This is a genomic window from Dellaglioa kimchii, from assembly GCF_046115505.1.
GTDB lineage: Bacteria > Bacillota > Bacilli > Lactobacillales > Lactobacillaceae > Dellaglioa > Dellaglioa kimchii.
This window is the reverse complement of sequence record NZ_CP170736.1, coordinates 1,066,456-1,084,811: the sequence shown is the minus strand read 5'-3', so window position 1 is coordinate 1,084,811 and position 18,356 is coordinate 1,066,456. Positions and strand designations below refer to the sequence as shown.

The following is an 18,356-nucleotide window of genomic DNA, read 5'->3' as shown; positions in this document are numbered from 1 at the left end:
TTCTTCTTACGAGGTTGATAATTTAGCGTATAATAAAAAAGACTCTAAAACAGTAGATGATTATTTAGAAAATGAGGTTTAATCATAATGAAACAATCACAAATTAGAAATTTTTCAATTATTGCCCATATTGATCATGGTAAATCAACTTTAGCTGATCGAATTATGGAAGAAACACAAACCGTCAGTGAACGTGAGATGTCTAGTCAATTGTTAGATTCAATGGCTGTTGAACAAGAACATGGGATTACAGTTAAATCACGAACGGTTCGTAGTTATTACACGGCTACTAATGGTGAAACTTACGAATATAATTTTATTGATACACCGGGACACGTTGATTTTTCATATGAAGTTTCGAAAAGTTTAGCTGCTAGTGATGGGGCTATTTTATTAGTGGACGCCACTCAAGGTGTGCAAGCACAGACGGTTGCGAATTACCGTTTAGCTAAAGAAAATAACTTAAAAATCATTCCAGTAATTAATAAGATTGATCATCCTAACGCTGATGTTGAAGAAACTAAAATTCAATTGATGGAATTAGCAGACGTTGATGAAGACGAAATGTTATTAATATCAGCTAAAACTGGGATTGGTGTTGATTTGGTTCTAGAGGCAATTAAAGACCGTATTCCAGAACCAATCGGTGAGATTGAAGCACCACTTAAAGCATTAGTTTTTGATTCACATTTTGATGCATTTAAAGGAATTGTGGCTTATATTCGTGTCTTTGATGGTGAATTTAAAGCTAATAATTTACTTCGATTTATGCAACAAACGACTGATTTCCAAGTAGTAGAAGCAGGTATTTTCAAACCTGATATGGTGGCTGTTGATAGCCTACATGCCGGGGATGTTGGGTATGTTATTACAGGGCTAAAAGATCCTCAACTAGTTAAAATTGGAGATACATTAACTTCTCAAAGTAACCCGACGCCAGAGGCACTTCCTGGATATAAAGAATCAGAATCAATGGTTTTCGCTGGATTTTATCCTAAAGATAATAACTATAAGGAATTAAAATCAGCTATCCAAAAATTAGCCTTAAATGATTCATCTTTCCATTATAAAGAAGAAAAGTCAGATGCTTTAGGACTAGGGTTTAGATGTGGATTCTTAGGGATGTTACATTTAAGTATTATTCGTGAACGACTCGAAAAAGAATACCAATTAGGGGTGTTAACAACGACGCCTAATGTTACGTACCATGTTATTTTGAAAAATGGTAAAGAAGTTGTTGTTGATAATCCTGTCCAATTTCCTAATTTTTCTGAAATTGATCATGTTGAAGAACCATTTTTAGATGTTCATATGACCGTGCCAGATGAACAAGTGGGCGATATTATGAAATTAGCTGAAAAACGTAAAGGTATTTTTCAAGATATGTCATACAATTCTGGTCAAACTGAATTAAATTATGCGTTACCAACATCTGAGATTGCTTATGATTTCTTCAACCAATTAAAATCATTATCACATGGTTATGCAACAATGGAAACGCAGTTTAAAGGATATCAAACAGCTGATGTCGTTAAAATGGACGTTTTAGTTAACTATGCAACGGTTGATGCACTGGGATTTGTTGTGCACAGACAAGATGCTGTGGAAATTGGTCAGAAATTAGTCGAACAATTGAAATATTCAATTCCACGTAAATTATTTCCAATGCCAGTACAAGCGGTTATTGAAAATAAGGCTATCTCACGTGCAAATGTACCGCCTCTTCGTAAGAGTGCGACAACAAGTAGTGATAAAAAGAATGCAGCCAAACAAGATATGTTACGCCGCCAAAGTGCGAATAAACGATTGGGTTCTAAGGCTGAAATGGAACTACCACAAGAAGTATTTAATGCAATATTGGAAGTAAACAATGATAACTAGTCTTTAGAAAGAAGGATTACAATGGGAGTTTTAGAAGTTCGCCAACTTTCCCATCAATTTGCGGATAAGCAATTATATGAGGATGCTCATTTCGAATTAAACACTGAGGATCATATGGGTATCATTGGTCAAAATGGTGCTGGTAAAAGTACATTAATCAAAATTATTACTGGACAAGAACTACCTGACGAAGGCGAAATTAAATGGAAAAAAAGTGCGACAATCGGCTATTTAGATCAATATGCTGAAGTTGCGGAAGGTATTACAGTCATTGAGTTTTTGAAGACAGCATTTCAACGTTTATATGATATTAGTGAAAAACAAACACAGGCCTATACGGATTATGCTAAAAATATGGACGAGAAGCTGTTGGAAAAAGCGGGTAGATATCAAGAAGAACTTGAAGCTAAAAATTTTTATGATATCGATACGGAAATTGACCGTGTCCGAACTGGTTTAGGATTAGATGCAATTGAAAAAGACCATCAAGTTAGTGAATTAAGTGGTGGTCAGAGATCTAAGATTATCTTAGCTAAATTATTATTGGAAAATCCTGAAGTTATTCTATTAGATGAACCAACTAATTATTTGGATACAGAACATATTGATTGGTTAACTGAGTATTTAAACCAATTTGAAGGCTGTTTCATGGTTATTTCTCATGATTTTGAATTTTTACAAAATGTCACGAATACAATTATTGATGTTGCATTCGGTAAAATCACAAAATATCGTGGGAATTTTAAATCAGCTATTAAGCAAAAAGAAGCTAAAAAAGAAGCGCAACTAAAAGCTTTCCAGAAACAACGCCTTCAAATTGAAAAAGATGAGGCTTATATTCGAAAAAATAAAGCTGGAACGCGTGCCACAATGGCTAAGTCTAGACAAAAACGATTAGATAAAATTGAGCGTGTGACGCCGCCGAGTGATACTGTAAAAGGTAAATTTGATTTTCCTTATCTAGATACCGGATCCGCATCAACGCTTGCCGTTAAAAATTTATCAGTTGGTTATAAAACGCCATTACTATCACCAGTAACTTTTTCGTTATCACATCAAGAAAAAGTTGTCTTAAAAGGCTTTAACGGAATTGGTAAATCAACAATGATTAAGTCAATTTTGAAGTTAATTCCAACCTTTGGTGGAACTGCTGAATTTTCTGATTCTGTTGTTGTTAATTATTTTGATCAAGATTTAATTTGGGATAATAAGGAAATGACACCACTTCAAATTATTCAAGATGAATACCCTGAGTTGGAACCTAAAACGATCCGTCGTCGATTGGCTAAATCAGGTATTAACGCTGCGAATACAATGAAACCTATTAATATTTTAAGTGGTGGGGAACAAATGAAAGTGAAGTTGAGTTTGGTTGAATTGAAACCAAGTAACTTTTTAATTTTGGATGAACCAACTAATCATTTGGATGATGATACAAAAGATGCGCTACAAAAGGCAGTCCGACGTTTTCCTGGAAATGTTTTATTAGTTAGTCATGAAGCACCATTTTATGAATCTTGGATTGATAAAGTGTTTGATGTTGAAGCAATAAGAATTCAAAAATAGTGGTAATAGCCTTGGAGATTTACTTTCCAAGGCTATTTATCTGCACAAAAAAAGCACCAACCGAAGTTGATGCTTTCCTATTATGGTACTTACCGAAGTAAATAGATTGTATGAATTCCACAAAACAGTGACAATCAGACATACCTACAATGCGGTAGGTAAAAAATGCCCCATTTTCGAACTAATCACTAGCCGCCGCAGCGGAACAACCGAAGTTGTCTGATTTTACTCGACTCATCGCATAACTTAATCATAGCACAAAATTAATATTTCGTATAGTTCTATTTACCCCAAAGGAATTGGATAACAGCTTTATCAACCTGTAAATTTCTATGGAGTTTACTATGTTGCGCATTTTCACCAGTAATTTTAAGCTCTTCATATGATTTTACTTGGCCCTTTAATAGATAGTTCATTGAACGGGCAGAAGCAATGCTGACAGATGTATCCGAGTTTGAACCATCGTTCACATCACCATAAATAACAAAGACTTTTGCGGTTGATGGGAAATTTTTTCGTTTGCTATAGTAACTTTGGTAGTTTGTTGTTTTAATAGCAGGTTCGTCATTTTTCAAGAAGTAATTTTTATTGGCTTTTTCGTCCATTCCAAGGACACCATTAATCGGATCAGCAATTGGAACAAATTTATTTAGGATAGGAGAAGATTTTTTTCTGACAGATTCAGCCCAGTACATTGCAGATGAACCACCCATTGAATGTGTAACAAGATTGATTTTTTTAATATCATATGATGCTTTTAAATAATCAGTTATTTTACCAATCCATCTGCCCTCTTCAGGAATTTGAGCATTATTACGTTTAAAGATGACTTGAACAATTGGATTTTTTTCAGTATATTTCCATCTGCCCGTATAAGTGACATCACCAGTTGGAGAGACAGTTGCCGTTAGAATCTTTTTTGCCTTACCTGATTTTTCGGCTGAGGCGATCATATCGTTGGTTGAGTTAGCTGTACCACCATATCCATGTATATATAAGGTTGGCGTTTGTGAAATGCTTTTCTCTGTTTCTACCGATTTGGGTATACTATTGTGCAGTAGTAAAAAGCCAATACCTAATCCTAAAATCAATAAGATAGTTATTAATATACCGTATTTTTTCATTAGTGATTTCCTTTACGTAGTAAGTTATTTGCTTTCATTATAAGCTACCAGGTCTTGACGTACAAATTTAAAGCAAGTTATGGTAAGCTATATGCGAAGATAACTAAGAAAGCTGAGGATGATCAAATGTTCATAGTAAAATCAACTAGAGATATAAATAGTCAAATATATAAAGATGCATTATCAATTAGAAAGACGGTTTTTGTTGGAGAACAGAATGTACCAATGGAATTGGAAATTGAAAACGAATCAGAAGCTATTCATTTTGTGGGTTATAAAGATGAAGAGCCTGTTGTGACAGCACGTGTACTTAGTGAAGACTCTGAAACATGGCATGTTCAGCGAGTTGCAACATTAAAAGCTGCTCGTGGACAACATTTAGCAACAGATATTCTAACATTTATTGAAGGGTTTTCAACAGTTTACGGAATTAAATACTTAACCTTAGGCGCACAAGATCAAGCCCAAAATTTCTATTTGAAATTAGGATATGTGGTTGAGGGTGAAGGTTTTATGGACGCAGGAATTCCACATCACACAATGATAAAAACAATTGAGGGAGCCTAAATGGCAAAAGAGACTTTATTTTCAAAATTACTAACGGATGAACGATATACATTTGCGAGTGAACTTGGTAGTAAATACCATAAAGACGCTAGTCAAATTTTATTTACGTACTTGAAGTTAATGGCTGATGGGACACAAAATCAGTCAAAATCATTACAGAAAAGTCTGCCAGAAATCGATAAAAAATTTCAAAAGTATTTAGAAAACTAGAGATAGAAGGTACTTACAGTGAATAATAATCCATTAGCCAATCTTATGAAGCAAGATAAGTTAATTGTCGGTATTAGTGAAATAAGTAAAATGACGGGTGTTTCAACACGACAGTTAAGATATTGGGAACAAAAAGGCTATATTGAAAGCATTTCAGATGAGAAGGCAAAGTCGCGAGAATATCGATTAGATATGGTCATAAAAGTCAGTCTTATAAAAGAAGAGTTAGATGAAGGCTATACATTGGTTGCGGCGATTGAACACGTTAACGGAAAAATGGATATTTTTAGACAATTTAAACATTTTTTGATTGATCGTGTTTCAGATGTTGGTAAACAAGGAAATAAAACAGTTTTTGATATGGGCTATTTTGATGATTCCAAAAAGCAGCGTTTATTTGCGGTAATAGACGAAAAAGGGACACGTTTTGAACTCAGAGATGTTTAATAAAAAGAATTATTAAATTAAGCAACAAAAAGGTTGCAACCGTTTACATCTGTGTTATACTTAATTTGTAGCAAGGAAGGCTATCGAAATCCCTGAACAAAATAAAACTGAAGTCACTTTTTTAAACTCACTTAATGGTTTTTAAAAACGAAGTTAGTTGGACAATGTTTGGTACTGAAGATAGTTGAAAAATGTACCACAAGTTAATGACGTTGAGAGATGTCAAGCAAGGCGTATTAAAACGGTGCCGGTCTTGAGCATTAAAAAGCAAATCAAGACACATCAAGTTAGATGATGTTTACTCCGATGAATTTAGAATTTTGGTAGTGTGAACGTCGTGAGACGTCGAACAAGGTTTTAAAACGGTGCTAGTCTTGAGCGCTTAAAAGCAAATCAGGACACATCAATTTAGATGATGGTTTAAGTTTCCAATGTACGGCAAGTTAATGACGTTGAGAGATGTCGAGCAAGGCGTATTAAAACGGCGCCGGTCTTGAGCACCAACAAGCAAATCAAGACACATCAGTTAAGATGATGGTTTAAGTTTCCAATGTACGGCAAGTTAATGACGTTGAGAGATGTCAAGTAAGGCGTATTAAAACGGTGCCGGTCTTGAGCATTAAAAGGCAAATCAAGATATCAAATTTTGATGATTTAAGTTGTAGTAGAACGAACAATTAGATTTAGAGGTATTTGGTCTTGGAGAAACGTTTGAAATCGAATGGATAACAAATCGCTCAAAGGGCGTCATTCGATAATATATGATTCAAAACATATAAAAGCGACTTCACAGAACTAAATAAGTATAAAGATATAGAGGCGAAATATATTAATAATCAAGTAAAATCGACTCTCGGTAACACGGGTTTCGGCTTTCCTTCTACAAAAAGATAGGATTCAAGACATTTCTTAAAACAAATGCTTGAATCCTATTTTAATGCAGTGAATTATGATTTTTAGCTTACATTTAGGTATTTTAAAATGAAAGGTTAGGCGTTCCTAAAAAATAAGTTACAATTCAATCGTTATTCTGATATAATAAATTTATTATTAAGAAAATGGAAGTGAATTGATTAACTAATGACAAAAAATGAAAGATCGAATATGACACCTATGAAGGAAGATTATTTAAAAATTATTTTTGAATTAGGCGGTACGCAAAAGAAAATATCGAATAAACAGATTGCGCTTAGTCTGAACATTGCGGCCGGATCAGTTACAGAAATGGTCAATAAACTAGTTAAAGAAGAGTTAGTTGAACATACGCCATACGCAGGTATTTCGTTAACGAAACCTGGGATATTATTGGCAGAAGACTTAGTTCGTAAACATCGTTTATGGGAATGTTTCTTAGTTTATAAATTAGATTATAAACTACAAGATGTTGACGGTGAATCAGAGTTACTTGAACATGTGACAAGTGAATACTTGCTTGATCATTTGAGTGAATTCTTGGGTCATCCAACACATTGTCCTCATGGCGGTGTGATACCTGACAAAGAAGGTAACTATGAGGAAGATAGCCATCTCGTTTTAGAAGCAGTAGAAGATAACACTAAAGTTGTGATTGAACGTTTCATTGATAATCATGATTTGTTAACTTATTTAGACGATTTAGAATTACACATTGGTGATAAATTAACAGTTGTTTCTCATGCGCCTTTTGAAGGTCCAGTTGAAATAAAATTAGAAACTACTGGTGAAGTTAGAAATATTAGTTATAAAGCCGCTCATTATATTTTTGTGAAGTAGGTATTATGATAACAAAAGAAATTTTCATTAAATAGCTAAAGACTGTTGATATCAAATAGATATCAGCAGTCTTTTTTTGGAAATATAGAAATATTTAATAACCGGTAAAATGATTTAAGGTTAGCCTAAACTTTTTGTTTACAATGTATAAAGTTTGAGTATAATAAGGAATTGAGAAGAAAAGAATTTAAAGGAGTGGTGAAAAATGTCGAAAGAAGTACAAGAACCAAAAATGACTACCACAACAAATAGTGCTAGTTTGGAAGAAGTAAATGGATCAGTAGAAGTTCCAAAAAGTGCCGGATTTTTACGAACTTTATGGGCTTTTAGTGGACCAGGTGCATTAGTCGCTGTTGGTTATATGGATCCAGGTAACTGGATTACATCAATTGTCGGTGGTGCGCAATACCGTTACTTACTATTATCAGTCGTTATTTTTTCCGGACTTATCGCTATGTTAATGCAATATATGGCTGCTAAGTTAGGTGTCGTAACAAGAATGGATTTAGCGCAAGCGATTCGTGATCATACTAATAAACCGGTTGGATTTTTATTATGGATCATGACAGAATTAGCAATTATGGCAACAGATATTGCCGAAGTAATTGGTGGAGCGATTGCTTTACAATTACTTTTTGGAATTCCATTAACAGTCGGCGTTATGATAACTATATTAGATGTTTTCTTACTATTATTATTAACAAAATTAGGATTTAGAACAATTGAAGCAATTGTTGCAACACTGATTGCATCAATTTTAATTATTTTCCTTTACTTAGTTGCCTTATCAAAACCAAGTTTAGCAGGTATCATGGGTGGTATTTTACCAAGAGCATCAATTGTTATGAATCATGATCAATTAACATTAGCTTTAGGTATTATTGGTGCAACAGTTATGCCTCATAACTTGTACCTTCACTCTTCAATTGCTCAAACACGTCAATACGATTCAACTGACGAAGAAGAAGTTGCAAAAGTTGTTCGCTTTACAACTTGGGATTCAAATATCCAATTATTTGGCGCAACAATTGTTAACAGTTTACTTTTACTTTTGGGAGCTGCTTTATTCTTTGGACATGCAGATCAATTACAAGCATTCGGTGATTTATACCGTGCATTAAGTGATAATACAATTGCCAAAGGGATTGCATCACCTGTACTTTCAACTTTATTTGCCGTAGCTTTATTGGCTTCTGGGCAAAATGCAACGATTACCGGAACCTTGACTGGTCAAATTATAATGGAAGGTTTCATACATTTAAAGATGCCATTATGGGCCCGTCGATTGGTTACACGTATCATAGCAGTTATTCCTGTTATGATCGCCGCAATCATTTGGGGTGGGACAGAAGGCGTACTAGATAATTTACTTGTTTATTCACAAGTGTTCTTATCAGTGGCCTTACCATTTACGATGATTCCATTAATTTGGTTTACATCTTCAAAAAAATATATGGGCGAACGATTCGTTAATCCGCTTTGGGTATCAATTATTGGTTGGGCAGCCGCAATCGGATTAACTATTTTAAATATTCAATTAGTCTTCAATTTAGTCATTCAATTTTTCCAAGAAGTTTTATAAAATAAGGAGGAAATTCATATGAAAAAAAGTTTTGAGTTACCAAAGCATAAGAACATTCTTGTCGGCGTCGATAATTCGGCTGATGCCCAACTAGCATTCTTAGAAGCGGTTAGTCATGCTTTAGATGATGATTCTCTGCTGCATATTGTAACTGTTCTGGAGTCGGATGATTTGAATGTTTTTCAGGTATTAACAAAAGATACATTAGCTGAAAAACGAATGAAGGTTGAAAAACAACTTCAAGAGTATAAACAAAGCGCATTAGATGCAGGTGTTAAGGAAGTACACATTGTTCTTGCTGAGGGTGAGCCTGGTGAAACGATTGTTAAAGATGTTATTCCTGACGTTAAACCTGATTTAGTCGTTGTTGGATCAGCTATAACTAAAGGGATTGGTAAGTACTTAGGTAGCCAAGCATCATACGTGGCTAAGTATTCTCCCGTTTCAGTTATGGTTGTTCGTTAATAGAAAAAAGTTATACAAAATGGTTAAATCTTATAAATATTTAACCATTTTTATTTGGAAAACGTTTACTTGTTTATTTATATATAAGGTTTATGTTATGCTTTTATGTATAACATAAATAGGAGCATGATGATGATATCAAATTATATTTTAATATTAAAAAATGAGTTTAAAGGTTACAATGCAACAAAATTAGCTAAGGATTTTATGGCAGGTTTAACGGTAGCCGCAGTTGCTATTCCGTTAGCCTTGGCATTTGGTGTCTCAAGTGGGGCAACAGCTGCTGCTGGATTAATCACAGCAATTGTCGCTGGGATTTTGATAAGTACCTTATCTGGGGCATATTATCAAATATCAGGACCAACTGGAGCGATGGCTGCAGTATTAATGGGTGTTATTGCACAATATGGATTAAAAGGGGTTTTTATTGCTACTTTGATTGCCGGAGTAATTCTATTGTTAGCCGGTATATTTAAATTAGGCGTTTTAACGACCTTTATTCCAGCGCCTGTTATTACAGGATTTACATCAGGAATTTCAATTATTATTGCTTTCGGGCAATTAGATAATTTTTTTGGTACGCATTCAAATGGAAGTAGTTTAATTGAAAAAATTGGTAGCTATCCTAACTTAGGTTTTCAACCTAAGTTGGCAACGACTTTGATGGCAGTTTTAGTTGTTATTGCACTTTTTATTTTCCCTAAAAAATGGAATAAGGTTGTACCTGCATCGTTGATTGCAATTATTGTTACTACGGCAATTACAATGATATTTAAATTGGACGTCGCAACAGTTGGTGAGATTCCAACAAGTGTTATTAGTGATGATAGATTACATTTAGGTACATTAAATCTTCAAACGGTTAAGAATTTAATTATTCCTGGTGCAAGTATTGCCTTATTAGGAATGATCGAAAGCTTGTTATGTGGGGCATCTGCTGGTCGCATGACAGGTAAAACATTAGATAGTAATCAAGAATTAATCGCTCAAGGTATTGGAAATATGATTTTACCATTTTTTGGTGGTATTCCAGCAACGGCTGCGATTGCTAGAACGAGTGTAGCAATTAAATCAGGAGCACAGACACGATTGACAGGTGTTTTCCATGCGCTTGCGTTATTAGTTTCAATGCTTTTATTGGCACCAATTATGTCACAGATTCCCTTAGCGGCATTAGCTGGTGTTTTAGTTGTGACTTCATGGCGGATGAATGAATGGTCAGCTATCAAGTACCTCTTTAAAAATAAATTTAAAAGTGCTTTAATTCTATTTTTCTTAACATTAATGAGTACTGTTATCTTTGATTTGAGTACGGCGATTATGGCCGGTGTTTTAGTTGGAATCGTTATTTTTGTGGCTAAGAGTTCTATTTTAGATGTTGTGGTTGAAGATGTTGATTTAGGCAAAGTCGAAACAACACAAGATAGATTAAAAGATGATTGGGCAGTTGTCTACATTACTGGACCACTATTTTTCATGTCTGCGGATCGATTGGATAAAGCACTACAGCCACTTCATGAACGAGATTTAGTTATCTTTTCATTGCGTGGTGTACCGTCAATTGATAATACAGCGATGGCTGTTATTCAGGATTTCTATAGTGATGCTCAGACTAAAAATCATGAAGTCATCTTTTCTTCTGTTCAACCAAATGTAATGAGAATGTTTGAACGATCTGGCTTTAAAGATGTGGCTGGGGAAAAAGCTTTTTATTTCTCAGTTGATCGTGTTCTAAAAGAAATACTATAAGATGTACATTATTGACAAGGATATTTAGGCGTGTTAAGATTCACTCAACTTAATAAATAAAAGTTAACACATAAGTAGTTATTTATCTGGGAGTCAGAAAGTTGGTGGTTGATGCGAACCAATCAGGATAAATTAACCAAATACGTTAACGTTATTTAAACATCGGATAAATATCTAGAACCGTTATCATCTAGTGAGTGAGAATTTGTGTTCTCAATTAAACTGGGTGGTACCACGGCTAGAGTCGTCCCTGATACAATATTTAATATTGTATCAGGGACTTTTTTTGTCCAGAAAAGGAGTGTTAATAATGAAAAATATAAATTGGGGCCAGTTTCGATATCAAACTTTTCATGATAAATACTAGAATCGACAAAAAAATAGGAGTGTTTACTAATGAAAAATAAATTATCGTTTGCAGAAGCAGCAAGTGTTTTAGTGGTCATGTTAATTATTATGGGATTTGGTGTAATTAAATTTGGGTTGTCACCTCAAACACCAGTTATGTTAGTGATTGGCCTTTTAATTTTATGGGCAAGAATTCGTCATTTTTCATGGGATGAGATTCACGCGGGTATCAAGGATGGGATGAGTACGGGGTTGATTCCCATCTTTATTTTTATTTTGATTGGCTCATTGATTGCGACTTGGATTGCGGCGGGAATTATTCCAACCTTAATGATTTGGGGATTTAATCTGATTAGTGTTCAATTCTTTGTCCCTTCCGTTTTTATTGTCTGTGCTATTATTGGATTATCAATTGGGAGTGCCTTCACTTTAATTTCAACTGTGGGTATCGCACTATTCGGTATGGGGATGACGATGGGAGTTAATCCTGCATTAGTGGCAGGGGCAATTATTTCAGGTGCTATCTTTGGGGATAAAATGTCTCCATTATCAGATTCAACGAACTTAGCAGCAGCCATTGGAGAATCTGATTTATTTAAACATATTAAAAATATGATGTGGACAACAATTCCTGCTTTTGTAGGATCTTTAATTTTATACTTTATTTTGGGAAGTGATAGTACGGCAGCAAATATGGATAAAATTAATCATACAATTTCAATTTTATCTAGTCACTTTTCAATCACAGCTTGGGCAGCATTACCAATTATCTTAATGTTTGTCTGCGCATGGTTAAAAATACCGGCTATTCCAACGTTATTTATCAATATTGGTGTATCGTTGGTTATGTTATTTATTCAAAAACCACTTACGAGTTTACAAGATGTTGCGGCGTTGATTCAGTCAGGATTTGTTTCTAAAACTGGAGATGCAAATGTAGATATGTTATTAACACGAGGCGGTGTTTCAAGTATGATGGGAACCGTGTCATTAATAATTTTAACCTTAACATTAGGCGGGTTACTAATGAATTTTAATATTATTGAAGTCGTTATGGAGCCTTTAGTTAAACGTTTAAATTCATCTGGTAAATTAATTACGGCAACTATTTTTGCTGGTATTGGTGTTAATTTATTTGTTGGAGAACAATACTTATCAGTTATTTTACCTGGAAAAGCGTTTAAACCCGCTTTTGATAAATCAAAATTAGATAATTTAGCTTTGAGTCGTGCACTTGAAGATGGTGGAACAGTGATTAATTACTTAATTCCTTGGGGTGTAGCTGGTGCGTTTGCAGCAAGCACGTTGGGAGTTCCAACATTAGATTACTTACCATTTGCGTTCTTTAGCTTACTATCGCCAGTCTTTTCAATCATCAGTGGTTGGACGGGAATCGGGTTACGTGAAAAGAAAGCCTAATAAAAACGGATCACAGTGAATGATATATTCGCTGTGACCCGTTTTTTGTTATTTTTCATTCTTATTGTATTTAATTAAGTACATTGTCATGAAAATCGCGATTAAAACCATGACTGTCCCAAAAAGTGGCGTCATACCTAATCCGAGATTAGAAACAACTTGGCCACCGATTAAAGAGCCTAAAGTAATACCAATATTGAATGCGGAAATATTTAGTGACGATGCTAAAGTAATATCTTTAGGGGTATATTTTTCAGCTAGTTGAACAACGTACAGCTGTAATCCTGGAACATTCATAAAAGCGAATAGTCCTAAGGCCATTACGGTTAATAATCCTAAAATTGACATTTTAGCAGTAAAGAAAAGGATAAATAAGACGACTGCAAGACCGATGAACATTTTTAATAATGCTTGAAGCGGATTATGGTTTGCTAAACGGCCACCAATTGTATTTCCAAGGGCAACCATTAATCCATAGACAATTAATATGATAACAACAGCACTTTCACTGTAACCCATTGAAGTTTCTAAGAGTGGCGTAATATACGTATAAACAACGAATGTACCACCGTAACCTAAGGCGGTTAATAGTAACGTGATCAATAAATATTTATTCTTAAGGACACGGATAAAACCATGAGCATCAGATTTTCCAGGAATTGGTAAACCATTTGGTACGAGGAAGAAGTTGGCGATTAAACCAATTAGTCCAATGATGCTAATAAAAATAAATGATCCATGCCAGCTGGTATGTTGACCAATAAATGTACCTAACGGAACACCGGTTACAGTTGCAACGGTTAAACCAGTAAACATGACTGAAATAGCACTAGCACGTTTTGAAGGTTCAACAACGTCAGCGGCAATAACGGAAGCGATTGTCATGAATATACCGTGAGACAATGCAGAAATAATTCGACCAATTAATAAAATTGAGAAAGTTGGTGCAAATGCTGCAACTAAATTACCAACGATAAATAACGCCATGATACTTAAAAGTAATTTTTTTCGATCAAATTGACCTGTTAAAATAGTTAGAACGGGTGCACCTATTGTGACGCCGAATGCATATAATGAAACGCTAAGTCCTGCTTGACTTAATGAAATACCAAAATCTTTGACTAATAGGGGAATGAGCCCAACACTAATAAATTCTGTTGATCCGATCGCGAAAGCACTAATAGCCAATGCTAAAAGTGTTAAGGATGGTGATATTTTTGTTTTTTCCATAAGTTTGTAAAGCCTCCTTGATTTTTGTTGGAATAATGCTACAATTTATGATTATACGTGTACACAATGAAAAGACAATAACGTACTAAAAAGTGCTATAGGAACCTTTTAGTGCCTATCGGAGGAAGAATGGAAGATAAAACATATAATATTGGTGTTGAAGCGACTTTAGAAGTTATTGGCGGAAAATGGAAAACAATTATTTTGTGCCATTTACGTGGTGGAAAAAGAAGAACTAGTGAGCTGAAACGTGCAATTCCGAAAATAACCCAAAAAATGTTGACGCAACAATTACGTGAATTAGAAGCCGATGGGATTATCTCTAGACATATCTATGAACAGGTACCACCAAAGGTAGATTATCAATTGACTGAATATGGTGAGTCTTTGAGTACTATATTGAATAAATTGTGTGTTTGGGGCGAAAAACATGTTGATCGGTTAAATGAGCAAGACCAACATGTTGTTTTAATGAATCGGGATAAAGTGTCATAACTACAAAAAAGATGTAATCATTATTTTATGATTACATCTTTTTACATTAAAGCTAAATGATTTGTTAGGTTAGAATCACGCAATACTATTTCAGCTGGCTTATCTAAAATAATAGTATGATTCTCTGAAAATTCAATAAAACGTGTCGGATGATTTTTAATTTGATTAAAATTATGAGTCGACATAACGATTGTTTTACCAGCTCTGTGTAATTCTTTTATTATTGAAATAATAGTTTCTTGTGCTTGGACTGTTAAACCCGTGAGGGGCTCGTCTAAAATTAATACATCCGGATTTAAGGATAGAACACTAGCAATAGCTACTAATTTTTTTTCACCGCCAGAAAGATGATAAGGTGTACGAGTTTCTAATTGTTTAATATTTAGTAAGTTTAAACAATCGGAAACCCGGGTAATAACTTCTATCTCTGAAAGACCCATTTGTCGAGGACCAAAAGCTATCTCATCATAAACAGTTGTATTAAATAATTGAACATCACTATTTTGAAAAACAAAACCAATTTGCTGATGGAATTTTTTAGCGCTCATCGAATTTTTGAAAAATTGGGCATTAATTAGAGTGCCATTATAAATATAGTTACCTTTACTTGGAAAGATCAACCCATTTAATAATTTGAACAGAGTGGACTTTCCGGAGCCATTGGGGCCTAATAGACAAACGAATTCATTTTTTTGAATAGATAAATTAATAGCATCTAAGCTTAATTTGTCTGTATAACCATAACTTATATCGGAAAATGAAAACATTTCAGAAAACCTCCTAGTTTAAAAATAGTGTGATAAAAAAAATAGTAATAAGAATTTGTATGATATCTATAGAATGAATAGGTTGTTTTACATAAGAAAAATGATAATTACCAGTAAAACCACGCGATTCCATAGCATCATACATATCTACGGACATACTCTTCGTTTTAAGGTATAAATTACCAAATATATTCGCTAATGATAGATATTGGTGTTTATTTGTACCAACTGACCGTAACTCCATTGCTGAGGTCATAGAATAGAGTGACTCAGATAATATTTTTAAATATTTAATAGTAATATCAATAATAAAAATAATAATATCTGGAAAATGGTATTTTTTTAGAATGACGATAATACTAAAAAATGTGTTCGTATTAATGAAATAAGAGATAATTGTTAAAATTAGTGTTGTTTTAACTATAAAAAAGATAATAGTTAATTCAGTTGTTAAAAAAAGACTTGGTAGAATAAACAAAAGAATGAAAAATAAGTTTATCGGTATCCGTTTTAATATATTTAATAGTATTGATTTTGGTAATAAGGCAATTAGAAGAAATTGATACATATAGATAATCCAAATGTATGATAAATTTCTTGAAAGTGAAACTAATAAAATTAAGATAAATGTTGTTAAAAGTTGGATGAACGAATTTTGGATACGTAAAGATTGATACTTTATATGATCATCATTTGAAAAAAGACTTAATAAATAGAACAAATGGGTTTTATTTTTTTGCAAAAATGTACTTTTCTGTTTTACGGGCATATAATTTTCTGATGATATCATCCAATCGGGTATATTAAGCTGTTTTTGATTTTTCATGTGCTATCACCCGAAATAAAATAAATAAAATAATTACTGCTGAGAATGCTGAAAAGACATAACCAACTGGCAATGACACACCGAATAATGAATAATCGGGTAATAATGGTTTGAAATTAAAACCGTTTACCATCCCTGTCGGTATGTGAGGATTAAGGCCATTCTTTGTTAGAGTAGATAAAATATCAGATGGACTCCATTCCCCCCAAGCTGTTTCAGAAGCTAGTAGGCCTAACGGAGATAAAATAATTAAGCTACTAATTAGAATATAAAAGCGAGTTAATAATTTTTTTATATTTGATTTTGATTCATGGCTAGCTAAATAAATAGAATTAGGAGAAGATTTTTTTACAAATGAAAAAACTAAAATGGTAAAAAGAGCTTCAATCCAACCGATGACTAGTAAATGAGTTGAGGTCATTGCGGGAATTGAGATGGAAAGTGGGTAGGGTGAGTATAGTGGGTTACCACTTCCGTCTTTAAAAAGTAGCGGTTGAATACCCAATTCAACGCCTACGATCAAGGCAGCTAAATTAATACCAAAGTAAGCACCGATAAAAGCACCAAATTTTTCGTGGTTAAATCGTTTAAATAAAGAATAGACGAAGTATCCGACGAATGGCATAATAAATGCCATATTAAAAGTATTTGCGCCAAATGCTAAGATACCCCCATCCCCAAATAAGAGTGCTTGTAACAATAAAGCGACGGTAATTGACAGGCTGGCAGCCCACGGACCTAACAGTATTGCTAGTAATGTGCCACCAACTGCATGGGCAGATGTACCACCTGGGACGGGTAAGTTAAACATCATAATTAAAAAAGAAAGAGAAGAAGCAATTCCTAATAATGGAACTGTTTCTTTTTTTTCTTTAATTTGAATTTTAACTTTTGAAATGGATATAGCCCAAACGGGTGCCATCGCAACGAACATCGTGATACAAGTTTGGGGACTAAGGTAATTATCTGGAATATGCATAATACTCTCCTTTATTAATTAGCAATAAAATCTAAAAGGTAACTGATATCAGTGATAACAATCTTCCTTTTTATTTTTGAAATAACTTGGTCATGTTCTAGTTCTATTAGAATTCGATTCACGCTACTTCTAGAGGAAATACCACAAAAATTTGCAATATCTTCATTTGTAATATCGAAATCGATTAAAATACCATTGCTAATCTGTTTACCAAACAAATCGATTAGGCTGTAAACAAAAGCACAAATAGCCCCTTTTTTACCATTCATAATCATCCGTTGTGAGCGATAAATATTTTCTGAAAGTTTTTTTCGATAATAATTTTTTACATAATTCTGCAGTTCGATTGTTGAATTAACATATTCCCAAAATGTAACACGATCAATTCTATAGAAAGTTGCTTCTTTTGATTCAATACGGACGTTGAATGGGGAAGAGGTAAATTTAGAGACTTCATCACGTAATAATGAAATAACATCAGGTTTAGAAATATATGATAAATTAAATTCTCGACCATCCTGTAAAATAATACTATTTTTAATAATTCCTTCTTTTAAGATGTAGGTATATCGCTCTTCTAGACCATTGTAGGTTAAATAGTTATGTTTTCTTTTAGTAATAGTAGGAACATTTTTTTCTTCTAAGTAATTCATTAAAAATTCAATATCAGTTAATACCATAAAGGGCCACCTTAAATTTATATTTGCTTACAAATGGTTTTTATTGATTAGTGCGTGAGAGCTGAAGTCTTAAAAGAGGCCACATCATAATTGTACACATATGTTGACATCCGTGCCTAGCTAATCGCATAACAAGAGTATAGAGCCAAAGAATAACAAAAAGAGACTGATTTAAAGGATACAAATGTTGACAATAATTAAATACCGCAAATAAAGACTTCAAAAGAGGAAGTTTAAATCAATGACCAACGATATAATTTAAAAGTTAT

The 18,356-nt window shown here is 33.7% G+C and carries 17 protein-coding genes; 11 read left to right on the top strand and 6 right to left on the bottom strand.

Annotation, left to right across the window (positions count from 1 at the left end; all coding sequences use genetic code 11):
• The first annotated feature begins 87 nt into the window (after nucleotides 1-87).
• The gene (gene lepA / locus ACE83Q_RS05445; RefSeq protein WP_409021726.1) at nucleotides 88-1,881 is read left to right on the top strand and encodes a translation elongation factor 4; all 1,794 of its coding nucleotides are present in this window, start codon (nucleotides 88-90) and stop codon (nucleotides 1,879-1,881) included.
• A gap of 21 nt (nucleotides 1,882-1,902) precedes the next feature.
• Complete coding sequence (locus ACE83Q_RS05440) at nucleotides 1,903-3,447, top strand: ABC-F family ATP-binding cassette domain-containing protein (protein WP_409021725.1); 1,545 nt, start codon at nucleotides 1,903-1,905, stop codon at nucleotides 3,445-3,447.
• Nucleotides 3,448-3,728: 281 nt separating this feature from the next.
• On the opposite strand, the gene ACE83Q_RS05435 is transcribed toward ACE83Q_RS05440, so the two are convergent.
• Complete coding sequence (locus ACE83Q_RS05435; protein WP_409021723.1) at nucleotides 3,729-4,571, bottom strand: alpha/beta hydrolase; 843 nt, start codon at nucleotides 4,569-4,571, stop codon at nucleotides 3,729-3,731.
• 126 nt (nucleotides 4,572-4,697) lie between these two features.
• Between ACE83Q_RS05435 and ACE83Q_RS05430 the strand changes: the two genes are divergently transcribed.
• The 8 genes from ACE83Q_RS05430 (at nucleotide 4,698) to nhaC (ending at nucleotide 13,110) form a co-directional block, all read left to right on the top strand.
• Nucleotides 4,698-5,138: a GNAT family N-acetyltransferase gene (locus tag ACE83Q_RS05430; protein ID WP_409022821.1), complete on the top strand. Its 441-nt coding sequence runs from the start codon at nucleotides 4,698-4,700 to the stop codon at nucleotides 5,136-5,138.
• On the top strand, nucleotides 5,139-5,348 hold the full coding sequence (locus ACE83Q_RS05425) for a hypothetical protein (RefSeq protein WP_409021722.1): 210 nt from the start codon (nucleotides 5,139-5,141) through the stop codon (nucleotides 5,346-5,348).
• Nucleotides 5,349-5,366: 18 nt separating this feature from the next.
• Nucleotides 5,367-5,795 (top strand): MerR family transcriptional regulator, encoded by a 429-nt coding sequence (locus ACE83Q_RS05420; protein WP_409021721.1) that lies wholly within the window; start codon nucleotides 5,367-5,369, stop codon nucleotides 5,793-5,795.
• 1,104 nt (nucleotides 5,796-6,899) lie between these two features.
• Nucleotides 6,900-7,547 carry a metal-dependent transcriptional regulator gene (locus ACE83Q_RS05415; protein WP_409022820.1) on the top strand — a complete coding sequence of 216 codons (648 nt, stop codon included), beginning with the start codon at nucleotides 6,900-6,902 and terminating at the stop codon, nucleotides 7,545-7,547.
• A 205-nt stretch (nucleotides 7,548-7,752) separates the two neighbouring features.
• Nucleotides 7,753-9,129, top strand: coding sequence for an Nramp family divalent metal transporter (locus tag ACE83Q_RS05410; RefSeq protein ID WP_409021720.1), 1,377 nt, complete (start codon nucleotides 7,753-7,755; stop codon nucleotides 9,127-9,129).
• A gap of 18 nt (nucleotides 9,130-9,147) precedes the next feature.
• On the top strand, nucleotides 9,148-9,594 hold the full coding sequence (locus tag ACE83Q_RS05405) for a universal stress protein (RefSeq protein ID WP_409021719.1): 447 nt from the start codon (nucleotides 9,148-9,150) through the stop codon (nucleotides 9,592-9,594).
• Between the two features lie 132 nt (nucleotides 9,595-9,726).
• Nucleotides 9,727-11,343 carry a SulP family inorganic anion transporter gene (locus ACE83Q_RS05400; RefSeq protein ID WP_409021718.1) on the top strand — a complete coding sequence of 539 codons (1,617 nt, stop codon included), beginning with the start codon at nucleotides 9,727-9,729 and terminating at the stop codon, nucleotides 11,341-11,343.
• Nucleotides 11,344-11,739: 396 nt separating this feature from the next.
• On the top strand, nucleotides 11,740-13,110 hold the full coding sequence (nhaC, locus tag ACE83Q_RS05395) for a Na+/H+ antiporter NhaC (protein WP_409021717.1): 1,371 nt from the start codon (nucleotides 11,740-11,742) through the stop codon (nucleotides 13,108-13,110).
• Nucleotides 13,111-13,158: 48 nt separating this feature from the next.
• Here nhaC and ACE83Q_RS05390 read toward each other — a convergent pair whose 3' ends face one another.
• Nucleotides 13,159-14,340 carry an MFS transporter gene (locus ACE83Q_RS05390; RefSeq protein WP_409021716.1) on the bottom strand — a complete coding sequence of 394 codons (1,182 nt, stop codon included), beginning with the start codon at nucleotides 14,338-14,340 and terminating at the stop codon, nucleotides 13,159-13,161.
• Nucleotides 14,341-14,469: 129 nt separating this feature from the next.
• On the opposite strand from ACE83Q_RS05390, the gene ACE83Q_RS05385 reads away from it, so the two are divergent.
• Nucleotides 14,470-14,835 (top strand): winged helix-turn-helix transcriptional regulator, encoded by a 366-nt coding sequence (locus ACE83Q_RS05385; protein WP_409021715.1) that lies wholly within the window; start codon nucleotides 14,470-14,472, stop codon nucleotides 14,833-14,835.
• Nucleotides 14,836-14,876: 41 nt separating this feature from the next.
• Here the strand turns inward: ACE83Q_RS05385 and ACE83Q_RS05380 are convergent, their stop codons facing one another.
• The 4 genes from ACE83Q_RS05380 to ACE83Q_RS05365 all read right to left on the bottom strand — a co-directional run bounded on the left by ACE83Q_RS05380 (nucleotide 14,877) and on the right by ACE83Q_RS05365 (nucleotide 18,087).
• Nucleotides 14,877-15,602, bottom strand: coding sequence for an energy-coupling factor ABC transporter ATP-binding protein (locus tag ACE83Q_RS05380; RefSeq protein ID WP_409021714.1), 726 nt, complete (start codon nucleotides 15,600-15,602; stop codon nucleotides 14,877-14,879).
• A gap of 13 nt (nucleotides 15,603-15,615) precedes the next feature.
• Nucleotides 15,616-16,344, bottom strand: coding sequence for a CbiQ family ECF transporter T component (locus tag ACE83Q_RS05375; RefSeq protein WP_409021713.1), 729 nt, complete (start codon nucleotides 16,342-16,344; stop codon nucleotides 15,616-15,618).
• Between the two features lie 61 nt (nucleotides 16,345-16,405).
• A complete protein-coding gene (gene cbiM / locus ACE83Q_RS05370) occupies nucleotides 16,406-17,407 on the bottom strand; it encodes a cobalt transporter CbiM (RefSeq protein WP_409021712.1) in 1,002 nt (333 codons plus the stop codon).
• Between the two features lie 14 nt (nucleotides 17,408-17,421).
• Entirely contained in the window at nucleotides 17,422-18,087 is a 666-nt protein-coding gene (locus tag ACE83Q_RS05365) for a Crp/Fnr family transcriptional regulator (RefSeq protein WP_409021711.1), read from the bottom strand.
• Nucleotides 18,088-18,356 lie beyond the last annotated feature (269 nt).